Source organism: Bradyrhizobium sp., assembly GCF_035935975.1.
Taxonomy (GTDB): Bacteria; Pseudomonadota; Alphaproteobacteria; order Rhizobiales; family Xanthobacteraceae; genus Bradyrhizobium.
Genome location: NZ_DASYWN010000057.1, coordinates 109,740 through 128,368 on the forward strand (window position 1 = coordinate 109,740; position 18,629 = coordinate 128,368).

General features: G+C 62.9%; 22 protein-coding genes and 1 pseudogene. 2 read left to right on the forward strand and 21 right to left on the reverse strand.

Going from position 1 to position 18,629, the window contains the following annotated elements:
• Nucleotides 1–154 precede the first annotated feature (154 nt).
• The 12 genes from dhaK to VGR99_RS36620 form a co-directional block, all read right to left on the reverse strand.
• Nucleotides 155–1,144 (reverse strand): dihydroxyacetone kinase subunit DhaK, encoded by a 990-nt coding sequence (dhaK, locus tag VGR99_RS36565; protein ID WP_326904960.1) that lies wholly within the window; start codon nucleotides 1,142–1,144, stop codon nucleotides 155–157.
• Nucleotides 1,145–1,184: 40 nt separating this feature from the next.
• Nucleotides 1,185–1,616: a hypothetical protein gene (locus VGR99_RS36570; protein ID WP_326904806.1), complete on the reverse strand. Its 432-nt coding sequence runs from the start codon at nucleotides 1,614–1,616 to the stop codon at nucleotides 1,185–1,187.
• The gene (gene ptsP / locus VGR99_RS36575) at nucleotides 1,613–3,211 is read right to left on the reverse strand and encodes a phosphoenolpyruvate--protein phosphotransferase (RefSeq protein WP_326904807.1); all 1,599 of its coding nucleotides are present in this window, start codon (nucleotides 3,209–3,211) and stop codon (nucleotides 1,613–1,615) included. Before ptsP ends, VGR99_RS36570 begins: the two co-directional genes overlap by 4 nt.
• 4 nt (nucleotides 3,212–3,215) lie before the next feature.
• Nucleotides 3,216–3,530 carry an HPr family phosphocarrier protein gene (locus VGR99_RS36580; RefSeq protein ID WP_212234470.1) on the reverse strand — a complete coding sequence of 105 codons (315 nt, stop codon included), beginning with the start codon at nucleotides 3,528–3,530 and terminating at the stop codon, nucleotides 3,216–3,218.
• Entirely contained in the window at nucleotides 3,523–3,909 is a 387-nt protein-coding gene (gene dhaM / locus VGR99_RS36585) for a dihydroxyacetone kinase phosphoryl donor subunit DhaM (protein ID WP_027557143.1), read from the reverse strand. The genes VGR99_RS36580 and dhaM overlap by 8 nt, the downstream gene beginning before the upstream one ends.
• The gene (dhaL, locus tag VGR99_RS36590) at nucleotides 3,906–4,520 is read right to left on the reverse strand and encodes a dihydroxyacetone kinase subunit DhaL (RefSeq protein ID WP_326904808.1); all 615 of its coding nucleotides are present in this window, start codon (nucleotides 4,518–4,520) and stop codon (nucleotides 3,906–3,908) included. Before dhaL ends, dhaM begins: the two co-directional genes overlap by 4 nt.
• Nucleotides 4,517–5,524 (reverse strand): ABC transporter ATP-binding protein, encoded by a 1,008-nt coding sequence (locus VGR99_RS36595; protein WP_326904809.1) that lies wholly within the window; start codon nucleotides 5,522–5,524, stop codon nucleotides 4,517–4,519. Before VGR99_RS36595 ends, dhaL begins: the two co-directional genes overlap by 4 nt.
• The gene (locus tag VGR99_RS36600) at nucleotides 5,517–6,614 is read right to left on the reverse strand and encodes an ABC transporter ATP-binding protein (RefSeq protein ID WP_326904810.1); all 1,098 of its coding nucleotides are present in this window, start codon (nucleotides 6,612–6,614) and stop codon (nucleotides 5,517–5,519) included. Before VGR99_RS36600 ends, VGR99_RS36595 begins: the two co-directional genes overlap by 8 nt.
• Nucleotides 6,615–6,619: 5 nt before the next feature.
• On the reverse strand, nucleotides 6,620–6,832 hold the full coding sequence (locus VGR99_RS36605) for a hypothetical protein (protein WP_326904811.1): 213 nt from the start codon (nucleotides 6,830–6,832) through the stop codon (nucleotides 6,620–6,622).
• Nucleotides 6,829–7,782, reverse strand: coding sequence for a carbohydrate ABC transporter permease (locus VGR99_RS36610; protein WP_194479733.1), 954 nt, complete (start codon nucleotides 7,780–7,782; stop codon nucleotides 6,829–6,831). Before VGR99_RS36610 ends, VGR99_RS36605 begins: the two co-directional genes overlap by 4 nt.
• Entirely contained in the window at nucleotides 7,779–8,738 is a 960-nt protein-coding gene (locus tag VGR99_RS36615) for a carbohydrate ABC transporter permease (protein ID WP_027536014.1), read from the reverse strand. Before VGR99_RS36615 ends, VGR99_RS36610 begins: the two co-directional genes overlap by 4 nt.
• Nucleotides 8,739–8,839: 101 nt before the next feature.
• A complete protein-coding gene (locus tag VGR99_RS36620) occupies nucleotides 8,840–10,174 on the reverse strand; it encodes an ABC transporter substrate-binding protein (RefSeq protein ID WP_414645211.1) in 1,335 nt (444 codons plus the stop codon).
• A 533-nt stretch (nucleotides 10,175–10,707) separates the two neighbouring features.
• Here VGR99_RS36620 and VGR99_RS36625 point away from each other — a divergent pair.
• Nucleotides 10,708–10,893 (forward strand): hypothetical protein, encoded by a 186-nt coding sequence (locus VGR99_RS36625; RefSeq protein WP_326904813.1) that lies wholly within the window; start codon nucleotides 10,708–10,710, stop codon nucleotides 10,891–10,893.
• A gap of 55 nt (nucleotides 10,894–10,948) precedes the next feature.
• Here VGR99_RS36625 and VGR99_RS36630 read toward each other — a convergent pair.
• The 6 genes and pseudogenes from VGR99_RS36630 to VGR99_RS40120 all read right to left on the reverse strand — a co-directional run.
• Nucleotides 10,949–11,104, reverse strand: a pseudogene (locus VGR99_RS36630) (efflux transporter periplasmic adaptor subunit); the annotation flags it as partial.
• 156 nt (nucleotides 11,105–11,260) lie between these two features.
• A complete protein-coding gene (locus VGR99_RS36635; RefSeq protein ID WP_326904814.1) occupies nucleotides 11,261–11,746 on the reverse strand; it encodes a DUF992 domain-containing protein in 486 nt (161 codons plus the stop codon).
• Nucleotides 11,747–12,346, reverse strand: coding sequence for a hypothetical protein (locus VGR99_RS36640; RefSeq protein WP_414645212.1), 600 nt, complete (start codon nucleotides 12,344–12,346; stop codon nucleotides 11,747–11,749).
• Entirely contained in the window at nucleotides 12,343–13,479 is a 1,137-nt protein-coding gene (locus VGR99_RS36645; protein ID WP_326904816.1) for an AI-2E family transporter, read from the reverse strand. Before VGR99_RS36645 ends, VGR99_RS36640 begins: the two co-directional genes overlap by 4 nt.
• Nucleotides 13,480–13,782: 303 nt before the next feature.
• Nucleotides 13,783–15,222 carry a basic amino acid/polyamine antiporter gene (locus VGR99_RS36650; RefSeq protein WP_326904961.1) on the reverse strand — a complete coding sequence of 480 codons (1,440 nt, stop codon included), beginning with the start codon at nucleotides 15,220–15,222 and terminating at the stop codon, nucleotides 13,783–13,785.
• Between the two features lie 153 nt (nucleotides 15,223–15,375).
• Nucleotides 15,376–15,573 carry a DUF6894 family protein gene (locus VGR99_RS40120; RefSeq protein WP_414645213.1) on the reverse strand — a complete coding sequence of 66 codons (198 nt, stop codon included), beginning with the start codon at nucleotides 15,571–15,573 and terminating at the stop codon, nucleotides 15,376–15,378.
• Nucleotides 15,574–15,811: 238 nt separating this feature from the next.
• Between VGR99_RS40120 and VGR99_RS36655 the strand changes: the two genes are divergently transcribed.
• Nucleotides 15,812–16,522, forward strand: coding sequence for a Bax inhibitor-1/YccA family protein (locus tag VGR99_RS36655; RefSeq protein WP_326904817.1), 711 nt, complete (start codon nucleotides 15,812–15,814; stop codon nucleotides 16,520–16,522).
• On the opposite strand, the gene VGR99_RS36660 is transcribed toward VGR99_RS36655, so the two are convergent.
• From VGR99_RS36660 to VGR99_RS36670, 3 genes are all read right to left on the reverse strand, one after another.
• Nucleotides 16,485–17,030 (reverse strand): DUF1269 domain-containing protein, encoded by a 546-nt coding sequence (locus VGR99_RS36660; protein WP_326904818.1) that lies wholly within the window; start codon nucleotides 17,028–17,030, stop codon nucleotides 16,485–16,487. The two genes, VGR99_RS36655 and VGR99_RS36660, sit on opposite strands and share 38 nt — an antisense overlap.
• A gap of 142 nt (nucleotides 17,031–17,172) precedes the next feature.
• Nucleotides 17,173–17,808 carry a response regulator transcription factor gene (locus tag VGR99_RS36665; RefSeq protein ID WP_326904962.1) on the reverse strand — a complete coding sequence of 212 codons (636 nt, stop codon included), beginning with the start codon at nucleotides 17,806–17,808 and terminating at the stop codon, nucleotides 17,173–17,175.
• 152 nt (nucleotides 17,809–17,960) lie between these two features.
• Nucleotides 17,961–18,590 carry a response regulator transcription factor gene (locus tag VGR99_RS36670; protein ID WP_326904819.1) on the reverse strand — a complete coding sequence of 210 codons (630 nt, stop codon included), beginning with the start codon at nucleotides 18,588–18,590 and terminating at the stop codon, nucleotides 17,961–17,963.
• Between the last annotated feature and the right edge of the window lie 39 nt (nucleotides 18,591–18,629).

Here is an 18,629-nt window from a genome sequence, read left to right on the forward strand (position 1 = left end):
CGCTCATAAAGGGCGCAAGGTCGGCGCCATCGCCGGCGGCAATGATGGCGAAAAGCCAGCTCGCGCCACGGAAGCCGAGCTTGGCGCGTTTGCCGCTTTAAGGGATACGCCGGCTACGCCGAGATATTGGCCGACCTCGCCATCGGCCGGCCCATCAGATACCCCAGCGTAGCGCCGCGGTGTGGACTGGGGCGTCCCACAATTCTTTCGCCTGACCGTCGAGCACTGAGACGGTGATCGAGGCACCGGCCATGTCGAGAGACGTCACGTAGGAACCCGTCAGGAAGCGCGTCGCCGTGATTCCTGCTCCGTCCAGAATGCGCTTGGCGCTGTTGACCATCAGGTACAGTTCGATCAGCGGCGTTGCGCCAAATCCGTTGACCAGAAGCAGCACTTCGCTGCCCTTGCCCGGTGCGAGATCGCCCAGGATCGCGTTGAGCATCTCGGCAGCAATGGCATCGGCGGATGCCATCGGCACCCTGCGGCGACCCGGCTCGCCGTGAATACCGACACCCATTTCCATTTCATTGTCAGCCAGCGTGAAGTTCGGCCGGCCCGCCGCCGGAACGGTACACGGCAGCAACGCCACGCCCATCGAGCGGGTGCGCTGGTTGACGTCATCGCCGAGCGTCTTGAGCGCGGCGAGCGGCATCCCCCTTTCAGCAGCGGCGCCGACCATCTTTTCAACGATCAGCGTGCCTGCGACGCCACGACGTCCGGTCGTGTAGGTCGATTTCTCGACCGCGACATCGTCGTTGGTCACGACGCTTGCAACCTCACGCCCGGCCATCTCGGCGGCCATGGTGAAATTCATGACATCGCCTTCGTAGTTTTTGACGATGAAGAGCACGCCTGCCCCTGTATCGACCGCCTCCGCGGCCTCTATCATCTGATCCGGCGTTGGCGAGGTGAAGACCTGGCCCGGACAGGCGGCATCGAGCATGCCGTGGCCGACAAAGCCGGCATGAAGCGGTTCATGGCCGGAGCCACCTCCCGAGACGAGCGCGACCTTGCCCGGCTTCAGACTGCGGCGGCGTACGAACTTCCGCTCGGCGCCGAGCAGCAGGATATCGGCATGAGCTGCCGCCAACCCATCGAGACTCTCTTCGAGCACCGTGTCGGCGCTGTTGATCAGCTTTTTCATGGCGTCCTCCCGGTTATCGTTTTTTGCAGTTTCGAATTCGTCAGCCGATGCTTTCGGCGTAGCGGGCGAGTTGGGCAGCAAAGTCGACGATGAGCTGCTCCAGCGCGCGGTTCTTCTTGTCGTCGCCGAGATCAGGCACCGTCACGGTCACGACGCGGGTGCGCGCCTCGCGGTGGGCGCCGCGCAGCCGCCCCGGATGCGCGCGCCCATAGGCTTCGACGAACGCGGCACGCTCGGTACCGGAGAGATGGCAGACCTCGAAGATGATCGCGACATGCTTGGCCGGGATCGGCACCAGATAGGCCGGATTGGTAATCTGGCTGACGAAGGAGCGGTTCTTGCCGAGCGCCGCCGCGAGCTTCAACCGTGTCCCCGATGGCCGGTTGTCGAGGGCCCGCTGCAGGATGAGCTTGTAGTCCGCGACATTGCTGTCGCCCGGCCGGCTTGTGTCCTCGCCTGCGTCGTCGCTCATGCGGTCACCCCGGCAATGGCGGCCTTGAGCCGCGCCACCGCAATCGGCGAGACCGAGAGAGTCGTCAAGCCTGTCGCCAGCAGCGCGTTCGTCAAGCGCGTCTCCGCCGCGGCATCGCCGCAGAGCGAGACCTCGACACCACGCTTGCGTCCGGCCTCGACCGTCCGCGCGATCAGTGCCAACACCGCAGGATGGCCGGCATCGTTGAGGCCGGCGACAGCGCCGATGTCGCGCGCCGCAGCCATTGTGTACTGGGTCAGATCGTTCGACCCGATGGAATAGAACGCCGCGCCGAAGTCCTCTGCACACAACGCGGCCGACGGGACCTCGACCATGATGCCGAGCGGCGGCCGGGCGCAGGCGATACCCTCCGCCGTGAGGGCCGCAAACTCCGTGTCCAGCATGGCATTGGTGCGATCGAGCTCCGAGGGGATCGCGACCATCGGCAGCATCACCTTCAGCGTCCCATGGACGGCCGCCCGGCACAACGCCCGCAACTGCACGCGAAACACCTCCGGCCGCGCCAGCGAGAGCCGGATCCCGCGCAAGCCCAGGAATGGATTGCGCTCGCCATCGACCGTCACGCCGGGGATTGGCTTGTCTCCGCCGGCATCAAGCGTGCGGATCGTCACCGGCCGCCCTGCGGCCCATTCGAGAATGCGGCGGTAGACCGCGTATTGCGCATCCTCGCCGGGCAGGCCTCTTGATCCCTCGAACAGAAACTCCGTCCGCACGAGGCCGATGCCGTCGCAGATGGCGGGATCAAGGCCCGCGAGATCTTCTGGCGCAGCGACATTGAGAAGGACGGCGATACGCCGGCCATCGGCCGTCAGCGCCGGCTTGAGACGACCCGCGTCGGCAGCAATCTGCGCCGCATTCGCTGCCGCCATGCGGTGCTCGAACAGGCGGCGCGTTTCGGGCTGGGGATCGAAGATCACCGTGCCGGTATCGCCATCGACCATCGCCAGCGACGGCGGCTGTCCATTCCATGGCAATGGCCCCAGTCCGACCACCATGGGAGCGCCGCGCGATCGCGCGAGCATCGCGACATGCGACGACGGCGACCCGCTAGCGAGTGCAATGGCGCCGCCGCGGGTCCAGTCAACGGCGAGGAACGTCGACGGGGAAATATCATCACCCGTAACGACGGAATCACCGGAGATCTTTGCGATCGTGTTTGCGCCAGTCAGCCCGGCAAGCACGCGGTCGCGAATGTCGACCAGATCGGCAGCACGAGCCCGGAAGTATTCTTCATCCGCGGCGCGATAGCCGGCGATCTCCGCATCGAGTGCTGTGCGCCAGGCCTCATCGGCAGCCGTACCGGTCGCGATAGCTTCGTAAGCCCCCTCCGCAAGCGCATCGTCACCGAGCATCGCGACCTGGAACTCCAGGATCTCCGCAGCCTCACCATGAACCGTCGCGATCAGCTCTGCGAGCTCTGCTGCAGCCCCATCGATCGCCGCCTTCAGCGCTGCGGCCTCCTGCGCGGAATCGCCCTTCGCCGCCCTGCTCGCCACTTCAGTCGTCAGCACGGAGACCGGACCGATGGCGAGGCCTGGCGAGGCGGGATGGCCGGTGAGGTAGATCTCGCCCACGATTCTATGCCTCGCCGAAACCGTCATGCACCAGCGCCAGCATGGCCGCGAGCGCCGCGTCGCCATCGGGACCGGCGACACGAAAATGCAGCGTTGCGCCCTGCGGCGCCTTCACACGCATCACTTTCACCGGGCTCTTGGCATCGGTCCAGGGACCCTCGGCAGCAAGCGCAATTTCGATCTTTGCCGTAAAACCCTTCGCGCATTGCGTGAGCTTCACCGATGGCCGCGCGTGCAGGCCGACCGGATTGACGAGGACCGCCGAAGCGGTCAGCGGCGCAAACGTCTGGGCCGCCCGGTTGGCGTTGGCATCATGCATAGAATTCCTCCGCACTGCGCTTGACGGCGGCAAGCGACGAGCCGCCCGAAGATTCGGTCGCCGCGATCACAGCCCCCTCGACCACCGGGGCATTACAAACCAGCACGCGCGCGCGCCGGTCTTCAGGGAGCATCTCGACCGCCATTTCCGAATTGGTCTCGGCACCGCCGAGATCGACAAGGATCGCGACGCCTGCCGGTGACCAGGCCGTCTCGATCGCCTCGAGGATTCCTGCAACGTTCGTACCGAGCCCGCCATCGACATCGCCACCGGTCCAGGCCAGCGGCACTGCGTCCCCGACCATCTGGCGCACCATATCGGCCGCGCCTTCCGCGATCTTCGGCGAATGCGACACAATGACAATTCCGACGTTGCTCATGTATTGACCTCGAATTCCAGTGTCTCGACTGCTGCGCCGATCAGAAGGGACGCCGAGCGCGAGCCCGGGTCCATATGACCGATGGAACGTTCGCCAAGAAACGACGCGCGGCCGCGAATCGCCTGCATCGGCGTGGTGCGAACGGCCGCTTGCGCAGCCTCCGCCGCGATTGCCTTGGCATCGCCGCCTCCCGCCAGAACGGCGTGCACAGGCACCAGGACATCCAGCAGCGTCTTCTGTCCCGCCTCCGAACGGCCACGCGCCTTGACGGCCTCGATCGCCTTCTCCGTCGCCGCGATCAGATCGGCCCGGCTCGGTCGTTCCGGAAGCGCCTTGCCCAGTTCCATGAAGAAGGTTCCGACCAACGGCCCTGAAGCACCGCCGACCTTCATCACCAACGTCATTCCAATCGCCTTCAGCATTTCCGGGAGCGACTTGTCGGCAAGGCCCGGCAATGCCGCGAGCACGGCCTCGAAACCTCGCTTCATGTTCAGGCCGTGATCCCCATCGCCAATCGCCTGGTCGAGGCTCGTCAACTCGTCCGCGTGCTCGATCACTGACCCTGCCAGCGCTCGCACCAATCTCTCCCTGGCTACCCGATCAAGGCTCATGCCGCTACCCTCCCGCCCTTCGCATCGAAAAACAGCGGCTTGTTCAGACGGAGTGACACAACGTCTCCGGCGCCAAAGCCCGCCTCGGGATCCGCCAGGGTCACAACCGGCCGACCGGCGAGGTCGAGATGGAGATGGCTCTGGTCGCCAAGATGTTCGACCCGCTTGACAGTCGCCGAGACGTCGCCGCCACCGCGCGCGATCGTCAGGTGCTCGGTCCGCGCGCCGATGGTCTCGACGCCGGTTGGCGCGCCGGCGAACAGGGCCGCCGGCAGCAGATTGATCGTCGGCTGGCCCAGCCGCGCCGCGACATGCGCGTTGATCGGGTTCTCGTAGATCTCCCGCGGCGTGCCGATCTGCATCAGCCGCCCGCCTTCGAGCACGCCGATGCGCGACGCCATGGTCATCGCCTCGGTCTGGTCGTGGGTGACATAGAGAATTGTCGCGCCGAGGTCGACCTGGATCCGCTTGAGCTCGAGGCGGAGCTCGCCGCGCAGCTTGGCATCCAGCGAGGAGAGCGGCTCGTCCATCAGATAGATCGAGGGCGAACGGACCAGCGCCCGGCCGATCGCGACACGCTGCATCTGCCCGCCCGACAGCTGCGTCGCCTTGTTATCCAGCTTGGTCTCGATGTGAAGCAGACGCGCCACCTCCTGCACCTTCACGCGGATGTCAACTTCGGGCACGCGGCGGGTCGGCGCACGCAACGCGAAAGCCATGTTCTCGAACACGGTGAGATGCGGGTACAGCGAATATTGCTGGAAGACGAAGGCGACGTCGCGATCCGCCGGCGCATCACCGGTCACGTCACGCCCGTCGATACGGATCGAGCCAGAGTCCGGCTGCTCCAATCCGGCGATCAGGCGCAATGCCGTAGTCTTGCCGGCACCGGTCGGCCCGAGCAATGCCACGAACTCGCCATCGCTCACGGTCAGCGACAGATCGCTCAGGGCTTGAGTCTTGCCAAACGCCTTGGAGACGGCCTTGATCTCGACCTCAGCCATGCGCACCTCCTTCGTGCAGCGCGGTGCGAATCGCGCGGCCGGATGCCTTATCGAAGATCGACAGCGTATCGGGCCGAAAGTCGAGTCCGACAGTCTCGCCGGTCCGAAACGATCTGCTGCTGGGTGAACGAGCCTTAAGCGCACCGTAATGCGTCGTCACAGTCACGATCTGCGTCGTACCCAGATATTCCGTGCCATAGACCTCGCCGCGCACCATGCCGCGATCGGTGAAGCGCACATGCTCGGGCCGCACCCCGAGCACGAGTTCACTCTCCACCATCGCCTCGCGCGCCGCAGGAATGACCACATCGCGCTCGCCGAGCCTGATCGCCTCTGCACCGGTCTGCAGACCGCCGCGGAACGGCAGGAAATTCATCGGCGGCGAGCCTATGAAGTCGGCGACGAAGAGCGAAGCCGGCCGGTCATAGATGTCGCGCGGGCTCGCGACCTGCTCGACGACGCCGTTGTTCATCACCGCGATCCTGTCAGCCATCGCCATGGCCTCGAGCTGGTCATGGGTGACATAGACGGTCGTCGCTCCCAGGCGGTCATGCAGGGCGCGCAACTCATGGATCATGGCCTCCCGCATCTCGGTATCGAGCGCGCCGAGCGGCTCGTCCATCAGGAAGCATTTTGGCTTGCGCACGATCGCCCGTCCCAGCGCGACGCGCTGCCGGTCGCCGCCGGCAAGGCCTGAGACGGAGCGGTCGAGCAGGTGCGATATCCGCAGGATGCGCGCGGCCTCGACCACCCGCCGGTCGCGCTCGGCCGCACCGATGCCCTCGCATTTCAGGGGAAAGCCGATGTTGCGCCGGACATTCATGTGCGGATAGAGCGCGAAGAGCTGGAACACGAAGGCGATATCGCGCGCAGATGCGCGGTTCATCGTCACGTCTTCCCCGTCTAGCCTGATCGTGCCTGCTGTCGGCAGCTCCAGGCCGGCGATCATGCGGAGCGTGGTCGTCTTGCCGCAGCCGGAAGGTCCGAGCAGGCAAAGGAACTGGCCGTCCTCCACCGTGAAGCTGGCGGACTTGACGGCATGAAATGCACCGAAGGACTTGTCGAGCGCCTCGACCTTGATCTGTGCCATCGCCCCTACTCCCGGACCTTCGACACGATGGTGAACATCACCGTGCCAAACAGGGTCGTGGCAAACGACCAGGAATACAGCGTCAGAGAGAATGGCTGCATCAGCATCACAACACCGGCGGCGATGATCGTTGTCGCCACGGCTTCGAGCGGACCACGCCGAAGAACACGGTCCGCAAGACCGCGACGCACGATGGATGAAGTGGCATCGATGCTCATTTGCGGACCGCTCCAAAGGTGATGCCGCGAAGCAGATGCTTGCGCAGAAGCACCGTGAACACCACGATCGGCACCAGGAACAATGTCGTGCCGGCGGCCACTGCGGGCCAATCCTGTCCACCCTCGCCGATGATGATCGGAATGAATGGCGGCGCCGTCTGCGCGTTACCTGAAGTGAGAAGCACGGCGAAGGCGTATTCGTTCCAGGCGAAGATCAGGCAGAAGATTGCGGTTGCCGCGATTCCCGTGGTGGCCTGCGGCAGCACCACCTTCACGAAAGCCTGGAAGCGGGTGTAACCGTCGATCATCGCCGCTTCCTCGTACTCGCGCGGGATTTCGTCGATGAACCCCTTGAGCAGCCAGACCGCGAGCGAGACGTTGACCGAAGTGTAGAGCAGGATCATGCCGAGCCTGGTGTCCGACAAACCGATGGTGCGGTACATCAGATAGATCGGGATCGCGACCGCGATTGGTGGCATCATCCGGGTCGATAGAATAAAGAAGAGCAAATCGTCTTTCAGCGGCACGCGGAACCGCGAGAAGCCATAGGCCGACAGAGTACCGAGCGCGACGGCGAGCACCGTCGAGCCGAACGCGATGATCAGCGAATTGACGAAGCGCGGCACATAATTCGACGGACCGGCGACCACCATGTTGCGGTCGCGTGCGATGCTGTCGCAAAGCCCCTGCGGCGGCCCCAGCGAGCGGATGAATTCCGGCGTCTGGCGCGAGCGGGTCGTGAACAGATTGCAGAAGCCTTCGAGCGACGGCTTGAACATCACCTTCGGCGGATAGGAGATCGCATCATCAGGCGACTTGAATGCGGTGAGCATGATCCAGACCAGCGGGATCATGGTGATGATGGCGTAGAGCACGACGAGCGAGCCGGCAAAGCGCCGCGTCGTGGCCGACGGCTCGACGACCGAATGGGCTGTGGTGGCTGATGTCATCGGCTTTTCACCTTGTTCAGCGCCTTCACATAGATATTGGCGAGACCGAAGACCGTCACGAACAGGATGATCGCGAAGGCCGAGGAATAGCCGGTGCGCCAGCTCTCGAACGCCGCACGCTTGAGCGTGATCGAGGCGACTTCCGTGGTCGATCCCGGCCCGCCGCCGGTGAGCAGGTTGACCATGTCGAACATCTTGAAATTCTCGATGCCGCGGAACAGCACCGCCAGCATGATGAACGGCAGCGCCATCGGCAGCGTAATCGACCAGAACTGCCGCCATTTCGACGCGCGATCGACCTCGGCGGCCTCATAGATGTAATCCGGGATCGAACGCAGACCGGCAAGACAAATCAGCATCACGTAAGGAGTCCACATCCAGGCATCGACGATGACGATGGCCCAGGGGCTCAGCGTGACGTCGCCCAGCATCTGGAAGGACGAGGCGGCGCGGCCGGTGAAGAAGGCGACCACGTAATTGAACAGGCCGATCTGCGGCTGGTACAGGAACGTCCAGAAATTGCCGACGACGGCGGGCGACAACATCATCGGCAGCAGGATGATCGTGGTCCACATCCCGTGGCCGCGGAACTTCTTGTCGATGAGATAGGCCAGGCCAAATCCGAGGACGGTCTCGATCACCACGGTCCAGATCACGAAATGCGCGGTGACCTGCATCGCCGCCCAGATATCGGGGTCGGTCAGGATCGACTGGTACCAGTCGGCACCCAGCCAGATCGTCGGCACGTTGGCCCTGTTGGCGCGGTAGTTCGTGAACGACAGATAGATCGTCCAGAGCAGCGGGAAGATATTGATCGCCAGCAACAGCACGATCGTCGGCGTGATGAAGAGCCAGGCGAGCGTCCTGTCCGACAGGCCCCGGATACGACGCGCCACGCCTGGGCGGACCATGACGGCCCGATATGTGATCCGCGATGAGGCACTCAATTCGTTCATTGCAGCGACCGATCCTGGCACCCGGAGCCGACGATGCGACGGTTCCGGTCATCTCGAAGGAAACCCGGAGCGCGAGCGCACGCGCGCTCCGGGCAGCTACTTCAGAACTTCTTGCCTTCTTCCTTGAAGATCGCCTTCCAGTCCTTCACCAGACCGTCGAGCGCTTCCTGCGCGGTGCCTTTGTCGGCCACCACATAGTCATGCACGCGCTTCTGCTCGGCTTGCAGCAGCTGGGCGTAGGATGGCTCGGCCCAGAAGTCGACGACCATGCCCATCGATTGCAGGAACTCCTTGGCGAAGGGCGCGCTGTTCGGGAAGCTCGGGTCGTTCAGCACGGACTTCGCACAGGAATAGCCACCGAGCGCCCACCACTTCTTCTGGACGTCACCGCCGGAGAACCACTTGATGTATTGCAGCGCCTCGGCCTGGTTCTTGGAGTAGGAGACCACCGAGATGCCCTGGCCGCCGAGCTGCGTCGCCTGCGCGGCGGGACCGGCCGGATTGACGAAGAAGCCGATCTTGTCGCCGCCGACATTCGGGTCCTTGTAGAGGCCCGGGAAGAAGGCGAAGAAGTTCATCTGCAGCGCGACCTGGCCGGACTTGAAGGCATCAAGTCCCTCCGACATGTAGGAATTGGAGGCGCCGGGCGGCGTGCAGCACTTGTAGAGCTCCTTGTAGGCCTCGAGCCCCTTCACGGCGCTTGCCGAGTTCACGAACCCGTCCATCGCGTAGGGCTTCTTCGGATCGTCGTATTTGAAGCCGTAGTCGTAGAGGTAGTTCGACACGCCCATGGTGATGCCTTCCGAGCCACGCTCGGTGTAGATCGAGGCACCATAGACCTTCTTGCCGTCGATCTCGCGGCCCTGGAAGAATTGCGCGATGTCCTTGAGCTCATCGAGCGTCTTCGGCACGGCGATCTCGCGGCCGTATTTGGCCTTGAAATCCTTCTGCACGTCCGGCCGCGCGAACCAGTCCTTGCGATAGGTCCAGCCGACAGCATCGCCCATCGCCGGGAGCGCCCAGTAGTTCGGCGTGTTCTTCGGCCACTCGGAATAGCCGACCACCGTGGCCGGCATGTAGTCGTCCATGCTGATTCCTTCCTTCTTGAAGAAATCGTTGAGCTTGACGTACTGGCCGTTCTCCGCGGCGCCGCCGATCCATTGTGAATCGCCGATGATGAGGTCGCACAGCGAGCCGTGCGAATTGAGTTCGTTCAGGAATCGATCTGCGTAATTGGTCCACGGCACGAATTCGAACTTCATACCGATGCCCGATTTGGCGGTGAAGTCCTTCGACAATTCGACCAGCGCGTTGGCCGGGTCCCATGCGGCCCAGCACAGCGTGATGGTCTTGCCTTGCGCCTGCGCGGGCGTGGTGCCCGCTCCGACACTGAGCGCGGCGGCAACTGCCCCGCAAGCCACTACAAGCGTCTTCATTGTCCGTTTCATTACACGTTCCCTCCGAGTGGGCCGGCCATCGACATGGCGCGGCTTTCCTACCCGCTCGAATGCTTCGAGCGGAGCGACACAGTCCATGACGAGCTGAACAACTAAACTGGCGTTTCCTCGCGCCACCCGGATTCTATAGGCCCGGCAGGCTCGATTTGTTTAGTGAACCACCAATTACTAAACATTGCAAGCGGAGTCGGCCGATTCTTCGACACCGCGCCCGATCCAGCGCTCGAGCTTTGTGTTGGTCCGGCGATCCCACCAATCCATCATTGGACAAGCGCGGCGCCACTCCTGGCCGTCGTTTGTGCCGAGTTAAGCCGCGACCGAGCCCATCGCGTCGTCGCGCGCTGGCTGATCGCTGGTCGCAAGAAAGGACCGTTTGAAAGCTCTGCTGCGCAAACGCTTTGTCTGGGTAAGTGATCGATATGGTGGGCGCACCAAGGCTCGGACGCCTCTTGGCTTGAAGAGTCGCAGCGACTCACGCCAAATCGCCGCGCACAGGGGGATTTTCAACGATCATGCATCAGCGTCTACACGACCTTCCGCTCGAAGGATTTGCGATCATTGTAGATGGCCGCACAAAGACGACATTTACGACCAGAGAAGGCGCGCACAGAGCGGCCATCGAGCTGAAGGACCGGTTTCCGGCCATTCAGATCAAGATCTATGACGCGGCAGCCAAGCAGGCCGAATTTGCGCGTTGAGGGAATGACCGACGCTTCCTTCACAGTATGAGGCCCCGGCAACTCAGGCCGGGATGCCGCGCACGGTTATCGTGTCGGTATTCTGAGCGATCGTGTTGTCCACGAAGTTCAGCTTGCCAGATTTGCCGTACATGCGGCCGTTGGGCAGCCGGAGCCGGATGACCACGGCCTCCAGACCTCCTTGCAGACCGTAGCGTTCGCGCAGTTCGATCGCGTCAACCACGCCGACAGCGGGCGGAGCGCCCGGGGGGGCCTGTGGCCAGGCCGCGCCGCCAGCGGCGAATGTCAGGAAACCCGCCGCCAGCACCGTGACTGAGACTTCCGCAAGGTCCATTGTCGCGCGAGCCTCCGGTTCCGGGATGAGCCGCTATCGCCTTCCGCGCGCGCCGAGAGTCAGATTCGTCACGCCCGCCGCAAGGTTCAATCCAATCGACCGTTCGATCGACAGGGGCTGGAGTGCAATCGACCGGCGCGAGCCTCCGATCAGAACATTCGCGCCAAGCCCGGGGCCGAGCGCAAAGTTGCCGCTCGCTCCGACGTAGTTCCCCCGCAGCGTGCCGGGTCCGACGCGCGAGTTCCTGGCGAAGACCGCCCACGAGAGCGTCCCTGCGCTGGTCACGCCTATGTCGATACCAACCCGCCTGATCCGCCCCTCGTAGACGTATTGCCGGGTCGGGCGCGTCGTAGTGAAGACGCAGCGAAGCTCCTGTGCAGAACCAAGCACCAATCCGACGCGCGGGGTACTGGCACATACGAGCCGGCCGACCCTGAACGTCGCGGCGTGCGCAGGCAGCGTATCGACGCAGATCAAGGCGGATCCGCAGACGATCGTGAGCAACAGGTGGATGCGCATTCAGGCCTCCGTTTGGCTTCCCGTGTTGGCAGGCGAGCTCCCTGGGCTGCGATCCTGGCTAAGCCAGAACGTGATGCCGAGGCCGATCAGCAGGACGGCGCCCAACAGGAAGAAGATGATGGATTGCTGCAACCAGGAGATCGCCGGAACCGTGACGCCCATCGCCAGGCCGAGGAAGGCAATCTGCGGCGACAGAAGACTGACGCCCGCGAGGAAGGTGCCGAGTGCAAGCAACGTGAGAAGAACGAGGCTGGTTGCCGGTGTCGGCAGCAATTGCTGGACGCCTGACATCAGCACGATGTTCATCGCGACCAGGACGGCAACCCAATGCATCGCCTGGGTCCAGATTAGCCGCCACCGGTCCGCCTTGCTATCGAGCTCCGGCCATTTGGTGACGACGCACACGACGCCGATGGCGAGGGCGAGAAATTCCCAGTAACCGACGAGCGGCTGGTGCGAGGCGTTGGTATAGGCGACGCCAGCGACGGCAAGGACCAGTGCAATGATGTAGGGCAGTTGCTGCCACAGAAAATGCGTCATCCCCGAATGCTTCGCGGATGGCTCCATTCCACCGTCCGGTTCGGCTCCGATCTCGGTCATAGCGCACCCACTTGCGATGGTTCCTTGTTGAACATCCCTCCGCAGTCATCGCCGAGGTAATCCTCAACGTAGAATCTGATGATTGCGACCCGGCCGACGGCGACGAGCGGCATGGCGAGTGCGATACCCATCACCCCCAGCGTCGCGCCCAACAGCACGATCGCGACCAATGTCCACGCGGGGGGCGTTTCGACCGCCTGGCGCTGGATCAGCGGACCGATGACGTAGCCCTCGATCGATTGAATGACCGTATAGACGACGAGAGCCCAGAAGAGCAGTGAGGCGCCGAGCGGCATCGCGACGAGCGCGATCGGTATCGCGGCAAGGATGGGTCCCAGATACGGAACGAAGTTGGACAGGCCGGCCTGCAGCCCGAGCACGAACGGACCGGGAAGTCCGATGAGATAGAGTGCAATCCAAACGCACAGCGTCATCAGGAGGATGCGGATCAACTGTCCGACGAACCACAACCGCAGAACGCTTCCCATCTCGTTCATCACGGCGCGCATTCGCGCACGGCTGGACGGCTTTGCCAGTATCACGAGGCTTTCGCGATGGCTGGTGGGATCGAACGCAAAGAGGATACCGAGAAACACGATCACGAGCACGCCGGTCAGAAAGCTTGAGGCCCTGCCAAGGACGAGTTGGGCGTGGCTGAAAAACCGGCCTTGATCGGACAACAGCCACTGCGCAAGGTCTCGGCCCCATTCCGGACCGAGAAGATCGACACCGTAGGTCAGAAGACGTTCCTGCAAGACGTCGAACTGGGCATCCATGACCTTCAGCAAGATGCGCGTTTGCTCCGGCAGCTTTGCGCCGCCCCAGACGAGGCCGAGCCCGATCACGGCGGTGAACAGCAGCAGCACCAATGTCAGCCGCCAGATGCGATTGAGCGGCATAACCGACGCCAGCGCCCGCGCGGCGGCGTCCAGAAAGGCCGCAAACAGCACGCCTGCGAAGATAATGAGGAGGCTCGAAAGCGTCTGCCATACCAGGAAGAGAGCAACGCAAGTGGCGAGCAAGGCGAGCCCCGTTGCGAGCGCGCCGCGCCGCTGGCCGATCCCGGCCCGGCTTGAGGGCTCACGGACCATCACCTCGCGTGGCCGCTCCAGGTCTGTCCTCTCGTCGCTCATCGGTAGATGTCTCGGCGGGTTACGATGACGAACCGTCGTGCCGGGCTCAGGTGCGAACGCGGCGGCTTCCATAGTGCGGATGCTGGCCGCCGCGATGGCGCCAGTAGCGATGCTTTGTCGGGTTCGTATTCATATTTGGCGCACTCGGCACAGGCGTCGTGACCTGCTTTGGCGCGACGGCGGCCGGATCGGCCGTCTGCGCCTAGGAGCTCGGCGGCTGCGCGGCCGCGATTGATCCGGCAAGGATCAGAGTGCCCCAAGCGGTCCGGACATTCATGTTGGCCTCCATTCGAACACACGACGTCAGATCGAGATAAAGCCAACGGCAAGCGCATAGACACCCCCACAAGCCGCGAACGCGAGTATCGCAAAGATGACGACCTCGAACGGCTGGAAGACGGCCTCCTTGCGCTCGCGCTTGGCGAGGAAAAACAGAAACGTTCCCGGCGCATAGAGTATCGACGACAGCAGCAGAAACGTCGGGCCGCCCGCGTAGATCATGCCGATGGTGTAGAGCGTTGCGATCGCCGAGCGGATCCCGTCGACGGTGCGGGCACGTTCGCCCGCATGGTAGGACTTGCCGACACACGCCAGCTTGAGGCCGTACGCCGCGACCAGAAAATATGGGACCAGCGTCATCGCGCTCGTCATTTTCAAGGCGAGCGTAAACGCATATTCGGCGAACCAGGTCACGAGAAGAAATGCCTGGATGACACAGTTGGTGAGCCAGAGCGCGCCCGAGGGAACCTGGTGGGTGTTAACGATCGCGAGAAAGGAAGGCATCGTGCGGTTGATGGCCGCGGAGTGCAGGACCTCCGCCGCAAGCAGTGACCACGACAGGTAGTTGCCAAGAATGGAGATGAGCAGGGCTACGCTGATGAAGAGCGCGCCCCAACGCCCGACCATCGCTTCCATCACGCCGGCCATCGACGGTGTCGGCAGGCCCATCAGCTCCTGGCGCGGAAGGACGCCATAGGACAATAGCGTCACGAGAACGAGAAGGCAGAGAACCGACAGGAACCCGGCGACCGTCGCAAACCCGATGTCGGAGCGATCCCTGGCGTAGCGCGAGTACACGCTTGCGCCCTCAATTCCGACGAAGACGAATACGGTGAGCAGCATGGTGCTCCGGACCTGCCCGGACACCGCTGCCACGCTGGGCTGCTCCGTTCCCCAGAAATTCTGTGAGATCAAGTCCGGATCGAGGACGATAAAGCCGACGACGATGAAAATCAGGATCGGAATGATCTTGGCGTAAGTCGCAACCGTGTTGAGGGTCGCGGCGCCCTTGATACCTCGCAGCACCAGGAAATGGACGGCCCATAGCAACACCGATGCCGCCGCGATGGCCGTCGGCGTCGTGCCATCGCCGAAGACGGGAAAGAACTGTCCGATCGTCGCCTTGATCAGGATGAGACAGGCCACGTCGGCGAGGCAACATCCGATCCAGTAGCCGGCCGCTGAAGCAAATCCGACGTACTCTCCGAACCCGGCCTTGGCGTAGGCGTAGATGCCTGCGTCCAGATCCGGCCTGCGGCGGGAGAGCGTTTGGAAAACCAAGGCGAGCATGAGCATGCCGGTGCCGGCAATGACCCAGGCGATCAGCGTTCCGAGCACACCGGTGAAGCGGCCGAACGACGCCGGCAGCGCGAAAATGCCGGAACCAACCATCGACCCGATCACGAGCGCAACGAGCGCGCTGCGCGAAAGCTTCTGGTCGACCTGGTTCGTCGAAGGAGCCATGACGACACTGGCTTTCCGGCCGGCAAAAGCGGAGGCGCAATGATCGCGCGAGCGGATGGGCCGGCCACCCTTTTGCAACCTTAGAGGCGAACTCCGGCGCCGGACATCAGGGAATCTATGTAGAGGGCCCAGCCGGAAATCGGCCGTCGTACCCTAGTGCCGCCTGGTCGAGCCAGGCGCTCCGGCACTGGCGACCAACACGAAGCTGGACCGGAAGAACTCGCCCGCCTTGGAGAGTTCCATCGCGATATGCCGGGCGTGCAACGCGGCGGCTTCATGGTTCGCGCATTCGTGGCCTGTCCCGTCCCGGGACAGGCCATACTTGTCGACGATATGAAAGAAATAGCGCATCGAAACGGATTAGGCCGGCGCGGTCCCGGCTTCCAGTGACAACTCGGAAAGAAAGTCTCAGCAAAAAGGGTGAAGAGCGCTTCCCGATTATCGCGTTACCTCCCGGCAAGTTTAGAAGCTGCGCAGCATTCATGGTAAGGTGATGCATCTCACCCTACTCGGGTGATCATCCGATTTTCTCGCCGGGAGCAGGCCCATAGCCTTGTTTCTTCCTGCGGAGAATATGAGGAGGCGGGTGATGACAAATTACGACCCGAACGCGACGGTCTCAGCTCCTGTTGGCGGCTCGCTCGCGATTGATCCCGGATTGCGCGCCTACATGCTGCGCATCTACAACTATATGGCCGCCGGCGTCGGCCTGACCGCCCTCGTGGCGTGGGTGACTTATCAGGTCACGGGTCCTGCCTTCCTTCAGAGCCCGCTGATGTGGGTTTTCATCCTGGCGCCGATCGGGCTGGTGTTTTTCATCGGCGCGCGCATCAATACGCTGTCGGCGGGCACGGCGCGGCTGTTGTTCTTCGTCTATGCCGCGCTGGTCGGAATCTCGCTTTCGATCCTGCTGCACATCTATACCAGCTCCTCGATCACGCGCGTTTTCTTCATCGCCGCCGCAATGTTCGGAGCGCTCAGTATCTTTGGCTACACCACGCGGCGCGATCTGTCCGGGATCGGCAGCTTCCTGTTCATGGGCCTGATCGGCGTCATCATCGCGAGCCTGGTCAACATCTTCCTGAGGTCGACAGGACTCGACTGGCTGATCTCGATCGTCGGCGTTGGCGTCTTTGCCGGCCTGACCGCGTACGACACGCAGCGGATCAAGGCAATGTATGACAGCCGGGATGATGAGACCGCGACAGGCCGCAAGTCGGCACTTGCGGCGCTGTCGCTCTATCTCAACTTCATCAACCTGTTCATGATGCTGCTGCGCCTGATGGGCGGTCGGCGATAGGCGGCTCGGCCGGCGTCTGTTGGGCTGCGCTCGCCAGCGCGTCGCGCAGGATCTTTTCCTTGCTCTCGTCCAGGGACGTCTTGAGCACGATCCCGCCGGCCCCCTTGATCTCCTTGAGCACCTTGTCGGCTGTCATGTTCTTGATCAAGACGAAAAGGGCTGCGTTGCCCGGCTGGAGTGATGCGGACAATTCCTTCACGAAGGAATCGTTGATGCCGAAGTCCGACAGCGCACCTCCGATCGCGCCCGATGCGGCGCCGACCGCGACCCCGATGATCGGATTGAGGAAGAGTACGCCGACCAGGAGGCCCCAGAAGCTGCCGGTGATGGCACCGGTCGCTGTCGTATTGACAAGCTGATTGAGCTTGATGCTGCCGCCTTCAGTCTTCACCGCGATGACGGCGTCACTGATGGTGATCAAGTACTCCCGTTGCAGCTTGAGCAATTGTTGACGAACCTCCTCGGCCTTCGCCTCGCTCGGGTACACGATCGCGACCAGATCAGACATGGGAGATCTCCTGATATTTCTCGCGAGAGCTGTCGCCCTCGGCAAGACCGATGCAAGCGACATATGCGGGTCGAGACTAAGGGGGCATCGGTGCCCCTGGCATCCGGGAAAACCCTCGGGCGCCGCAAGAATGTTCCGGACGTCAAGGCGACACCAGCTTCTTGCGAATGGCATAACGCACGAGCTCCGCGGTCGATGACATCCCAAGCTTGCGCATGGCTGCGGCCCGATGAGTCTCGACAGTCTTCACGCTGAGCTTCAAGATGGCGCCGATCGACCTGTTCGTGTGGCCCTCCGCGATGAGCTGGACCACGCTCTGCTCGCGCGACGAGAGCGGTACGTCGGACCTGTTCTGCTTGTTTGCCTGGTAATCGTGCAGCAGCTTTTCCAGGAGGACACTGGTGAAGTAAGGCCGGCCGTCAAGCAAGGCCTCTATTGCGGAAATCAAGTGCTTCCTGGCGTCCGACTTGAACAGGAAACCGCGCACGCCGGCCAGGATTGCCTCGGTCAGGAGTTCCTCGCTCTCGTGCATCGTAAGAATCAGCACTTCAGTTCGCAGATGCATCAGCCTGAGACGGCGACTGACCTCGATGCCGTTCATCAGCGGCATCGAATAGTCGACGATCACGATATCGGGGAGCGTTTCCAGCGTCAGCGCCACAGCCTGCTCGCCGTTGCTGGCTTCTCCGCTGACAATCCAGTCGGAGCGCGTGTCGACGATTGCGCGAAGCCCGGACCGCACGACTTCATGATCATCGGCTATCACGATGCGCTTCACGGCGTCGTTCCCGCATGTCGACCCGGAACTGATCGGGCAATCAACGGTGATGACCGGCAGCCAAGTCGGCTGAACATATCGATCATCCATCCAGGAGTTATCCTACAAAACCCTGATCCTTCCCGGCGATTTTACCAACGGCAGGCGCTCCGTCACTCGTCGACCAGTCTCGCCCGAACCGCATATCTGACCAGACCGGCCGTCGAACTCACATCGAGCTTTCGCATCGCTGCGGCCCTATGAGCCTCCGTCGTCTTCACGCTGAGGTTCAGTATGGCGCTAATGCCCTTGTTGCTGTAGCCGTCAGCGACCAGCTTGACCACGAGCCGCTCGCGCGGTGTAAGCCCCCGATAATCGGTCGCGTCCTCGGACATTCGCCGGTCCAGTTCGTGCTCCCCGTTCCTGCCAAGAAACGGCCTGTGTGCCAGCAGCGAATCCACGGCGGCGAGCAGCAGCTTATTGGCGTCGGACTTCACCAGAAACGCCCGCGCTCCGGCCTGATAGGCCTGCTGCGCCAGCAGGCTGGAATTGTGAACCGTGAAGATCAGGACTTCGGTCAGCAGCGGATAATCCTTGATTCGTCGGGCGACTTCGACACCAGTCATGCGCGGCATGGAAAAGTCGACGATCGCGACATGCGGCTGGCTCTCGATCGCGGCCGCGACGGCCTTGCTGCCGTCGCTCGCCTCCGCCACGACCTCCCAGTCGGCACGTTGCGCAAGCACCGCTCGGAGGCCCGAACGGACCGCCTCGTGATCATCGGCGATAAGGATTCGCTTCATGGAAGGAACTCCTAGCCTCTGGCCCCAATGTCTCGCGTA

Excerpts from the sequence above, each read along its gene's own strand:
- VGR99_RS36650 (WP_326904961.1), bottom strand. The coding sequence starts at position 15,222 with ATGGCTCCTTCGACGAACCAGGTCGACCAGAAGCTTTCGCGCAGCGCG.
- VGR99_RS36645 (WP_326904816.1), bottom strand. The coding sequence starts at position 13,479 with ATGAGCGACGAGAGGACAGACCTGGAGCGGCCACGCGAGGTGATGGTC.
- VGR99_RS40120 (WP_414645213.1), bottom strand. The coding sequence starts at position 15,573 with ATGCGCTATTTCTTTCATATCGTCGACAAGTATGGCCTGTCCCGGGAC.
- VGR99_RS36605 (WP_326904811.1), bottom strand. The coding sequence starts at position 6,832 with ATGAGCATCGATGCCACTTCATCCATCGTGCGTCGCGGTCTTGCGGAC.
- VGR99_RS36670 (WP_326904819.1), bottom strand. The coding sequence starts at position 18,590 with ATGAAGCGAATCCTTATCGCCGATGATCACGAGGCGGTCCGTTCGGGC.
- VGR99_RS36580 (WP_212234470.1), bottom strand. The coding sequence starts at position 3,530 with ATGCATGATGCCAACGCCAACCGGGCGGCCCAGACGTTTGCGCCGCTG.
- dhaL (WP_326904808.1), bottom strand. The coding sequence starts at position 4,520 with ATGAGCCTTGATCGGGTAGCCAGGGAGAGATTGGTGCGAGCGCTGGCA.
- VGR99_RS36625 (WP_326904813.1), top strand. The coding sequence starts at position 10,708 with ATGCATCAGCGTCTACACGACCTTCCGCTCGAAGGATTTGCGATCATT.
- VGR99_RS36635 (WP_326904814.1), bottom strand. The coding sequence starts at position 11,746 with ATGCGCATCCACCTGTTGCTCACGATCGTCTGCGGATCCGCCTTGATC.
- VGR99_RS36595 (WP_326904809.1), bottom strand. The coding sequence starts at position 5,524 with ATGGCTGAGGTCGAGATCAAGGCCGTCTCCAAGGCGTTTGGCAAGACT.
- VGR99_RS36655 (WP_326904817.1), top strand. The coding sequence starts at position 15,812 with ATGACAAATTACGACCCGAACGCGACGGTCTCAGCTCCTGTTGGCGGC.
- VGR99_RS36570 (WP_326904806.1), bottom strand. The coding sequence starts at position 1,616 with ATGAGCGACGACGCAGGCGAGGACACAAGCCGGCCGGGCGACAGCAAT.
- VGR99_RS36610 (WP_194479733.1), bottom strand. The coding sequence starts at position 7,782 with ATGACATCAGCCACCACAGCCCATTCGGTCGTCGAGCCGTCGGCCACG.
- VGR99_RS36660 (WP_326904818.1), bottom strand. The coding sequence starts at position 17,030 with ATGTCTGATCTGGTCGCGATCGTGTACCCGAGCGAGGCGAAGGCCGAG.
- VGR99_RS36600 (WP_326904810.1), bottom strand. The coding sequence starts at position 6,614 with ATGGCACAGATCAAGGTCGAGGCGCTCGACAAGTCCTTCGGTGCATTT.
- dhaK (WP_326904960.1), bottom strand. The coding sequence starts at position 1,144 with ATGAAAAAGCTGATCAACAGCGCCGACACGGTGCTCGAAGAGAGTCTC.
- dhaM (WP_027557143.1), bottom strand. The coding sequence starts at position 3,909 with ATGAGCAACGTCGGAATTGTCATTGTGTCGCATTCGCCGAAGATCGCG.
- VGR99_RS36640 (WP_414645212.1), bottom strand. The coding sequence starts at position 12,346 with ATGACCGAGATCGGAGCCGAACCGGACGGTGGAATGGAGCCATCCGCG.
- VGR99_RS36620 (WP_414645211.1), bottom strand. The coding sequence starts at position 10,174 with ATGAAGACGCTTGTAGTGGCTTGCGGGGCAGTTGCCGCCGCGCTCAGT.
- VGR99_RS36615 (WP_027536014.1), bottom strand. The coding sequence starts at position 8,738 with ATGAACGAATTGAGTGCCTCATCGCGGATCACATATCGGGCCGTCATG.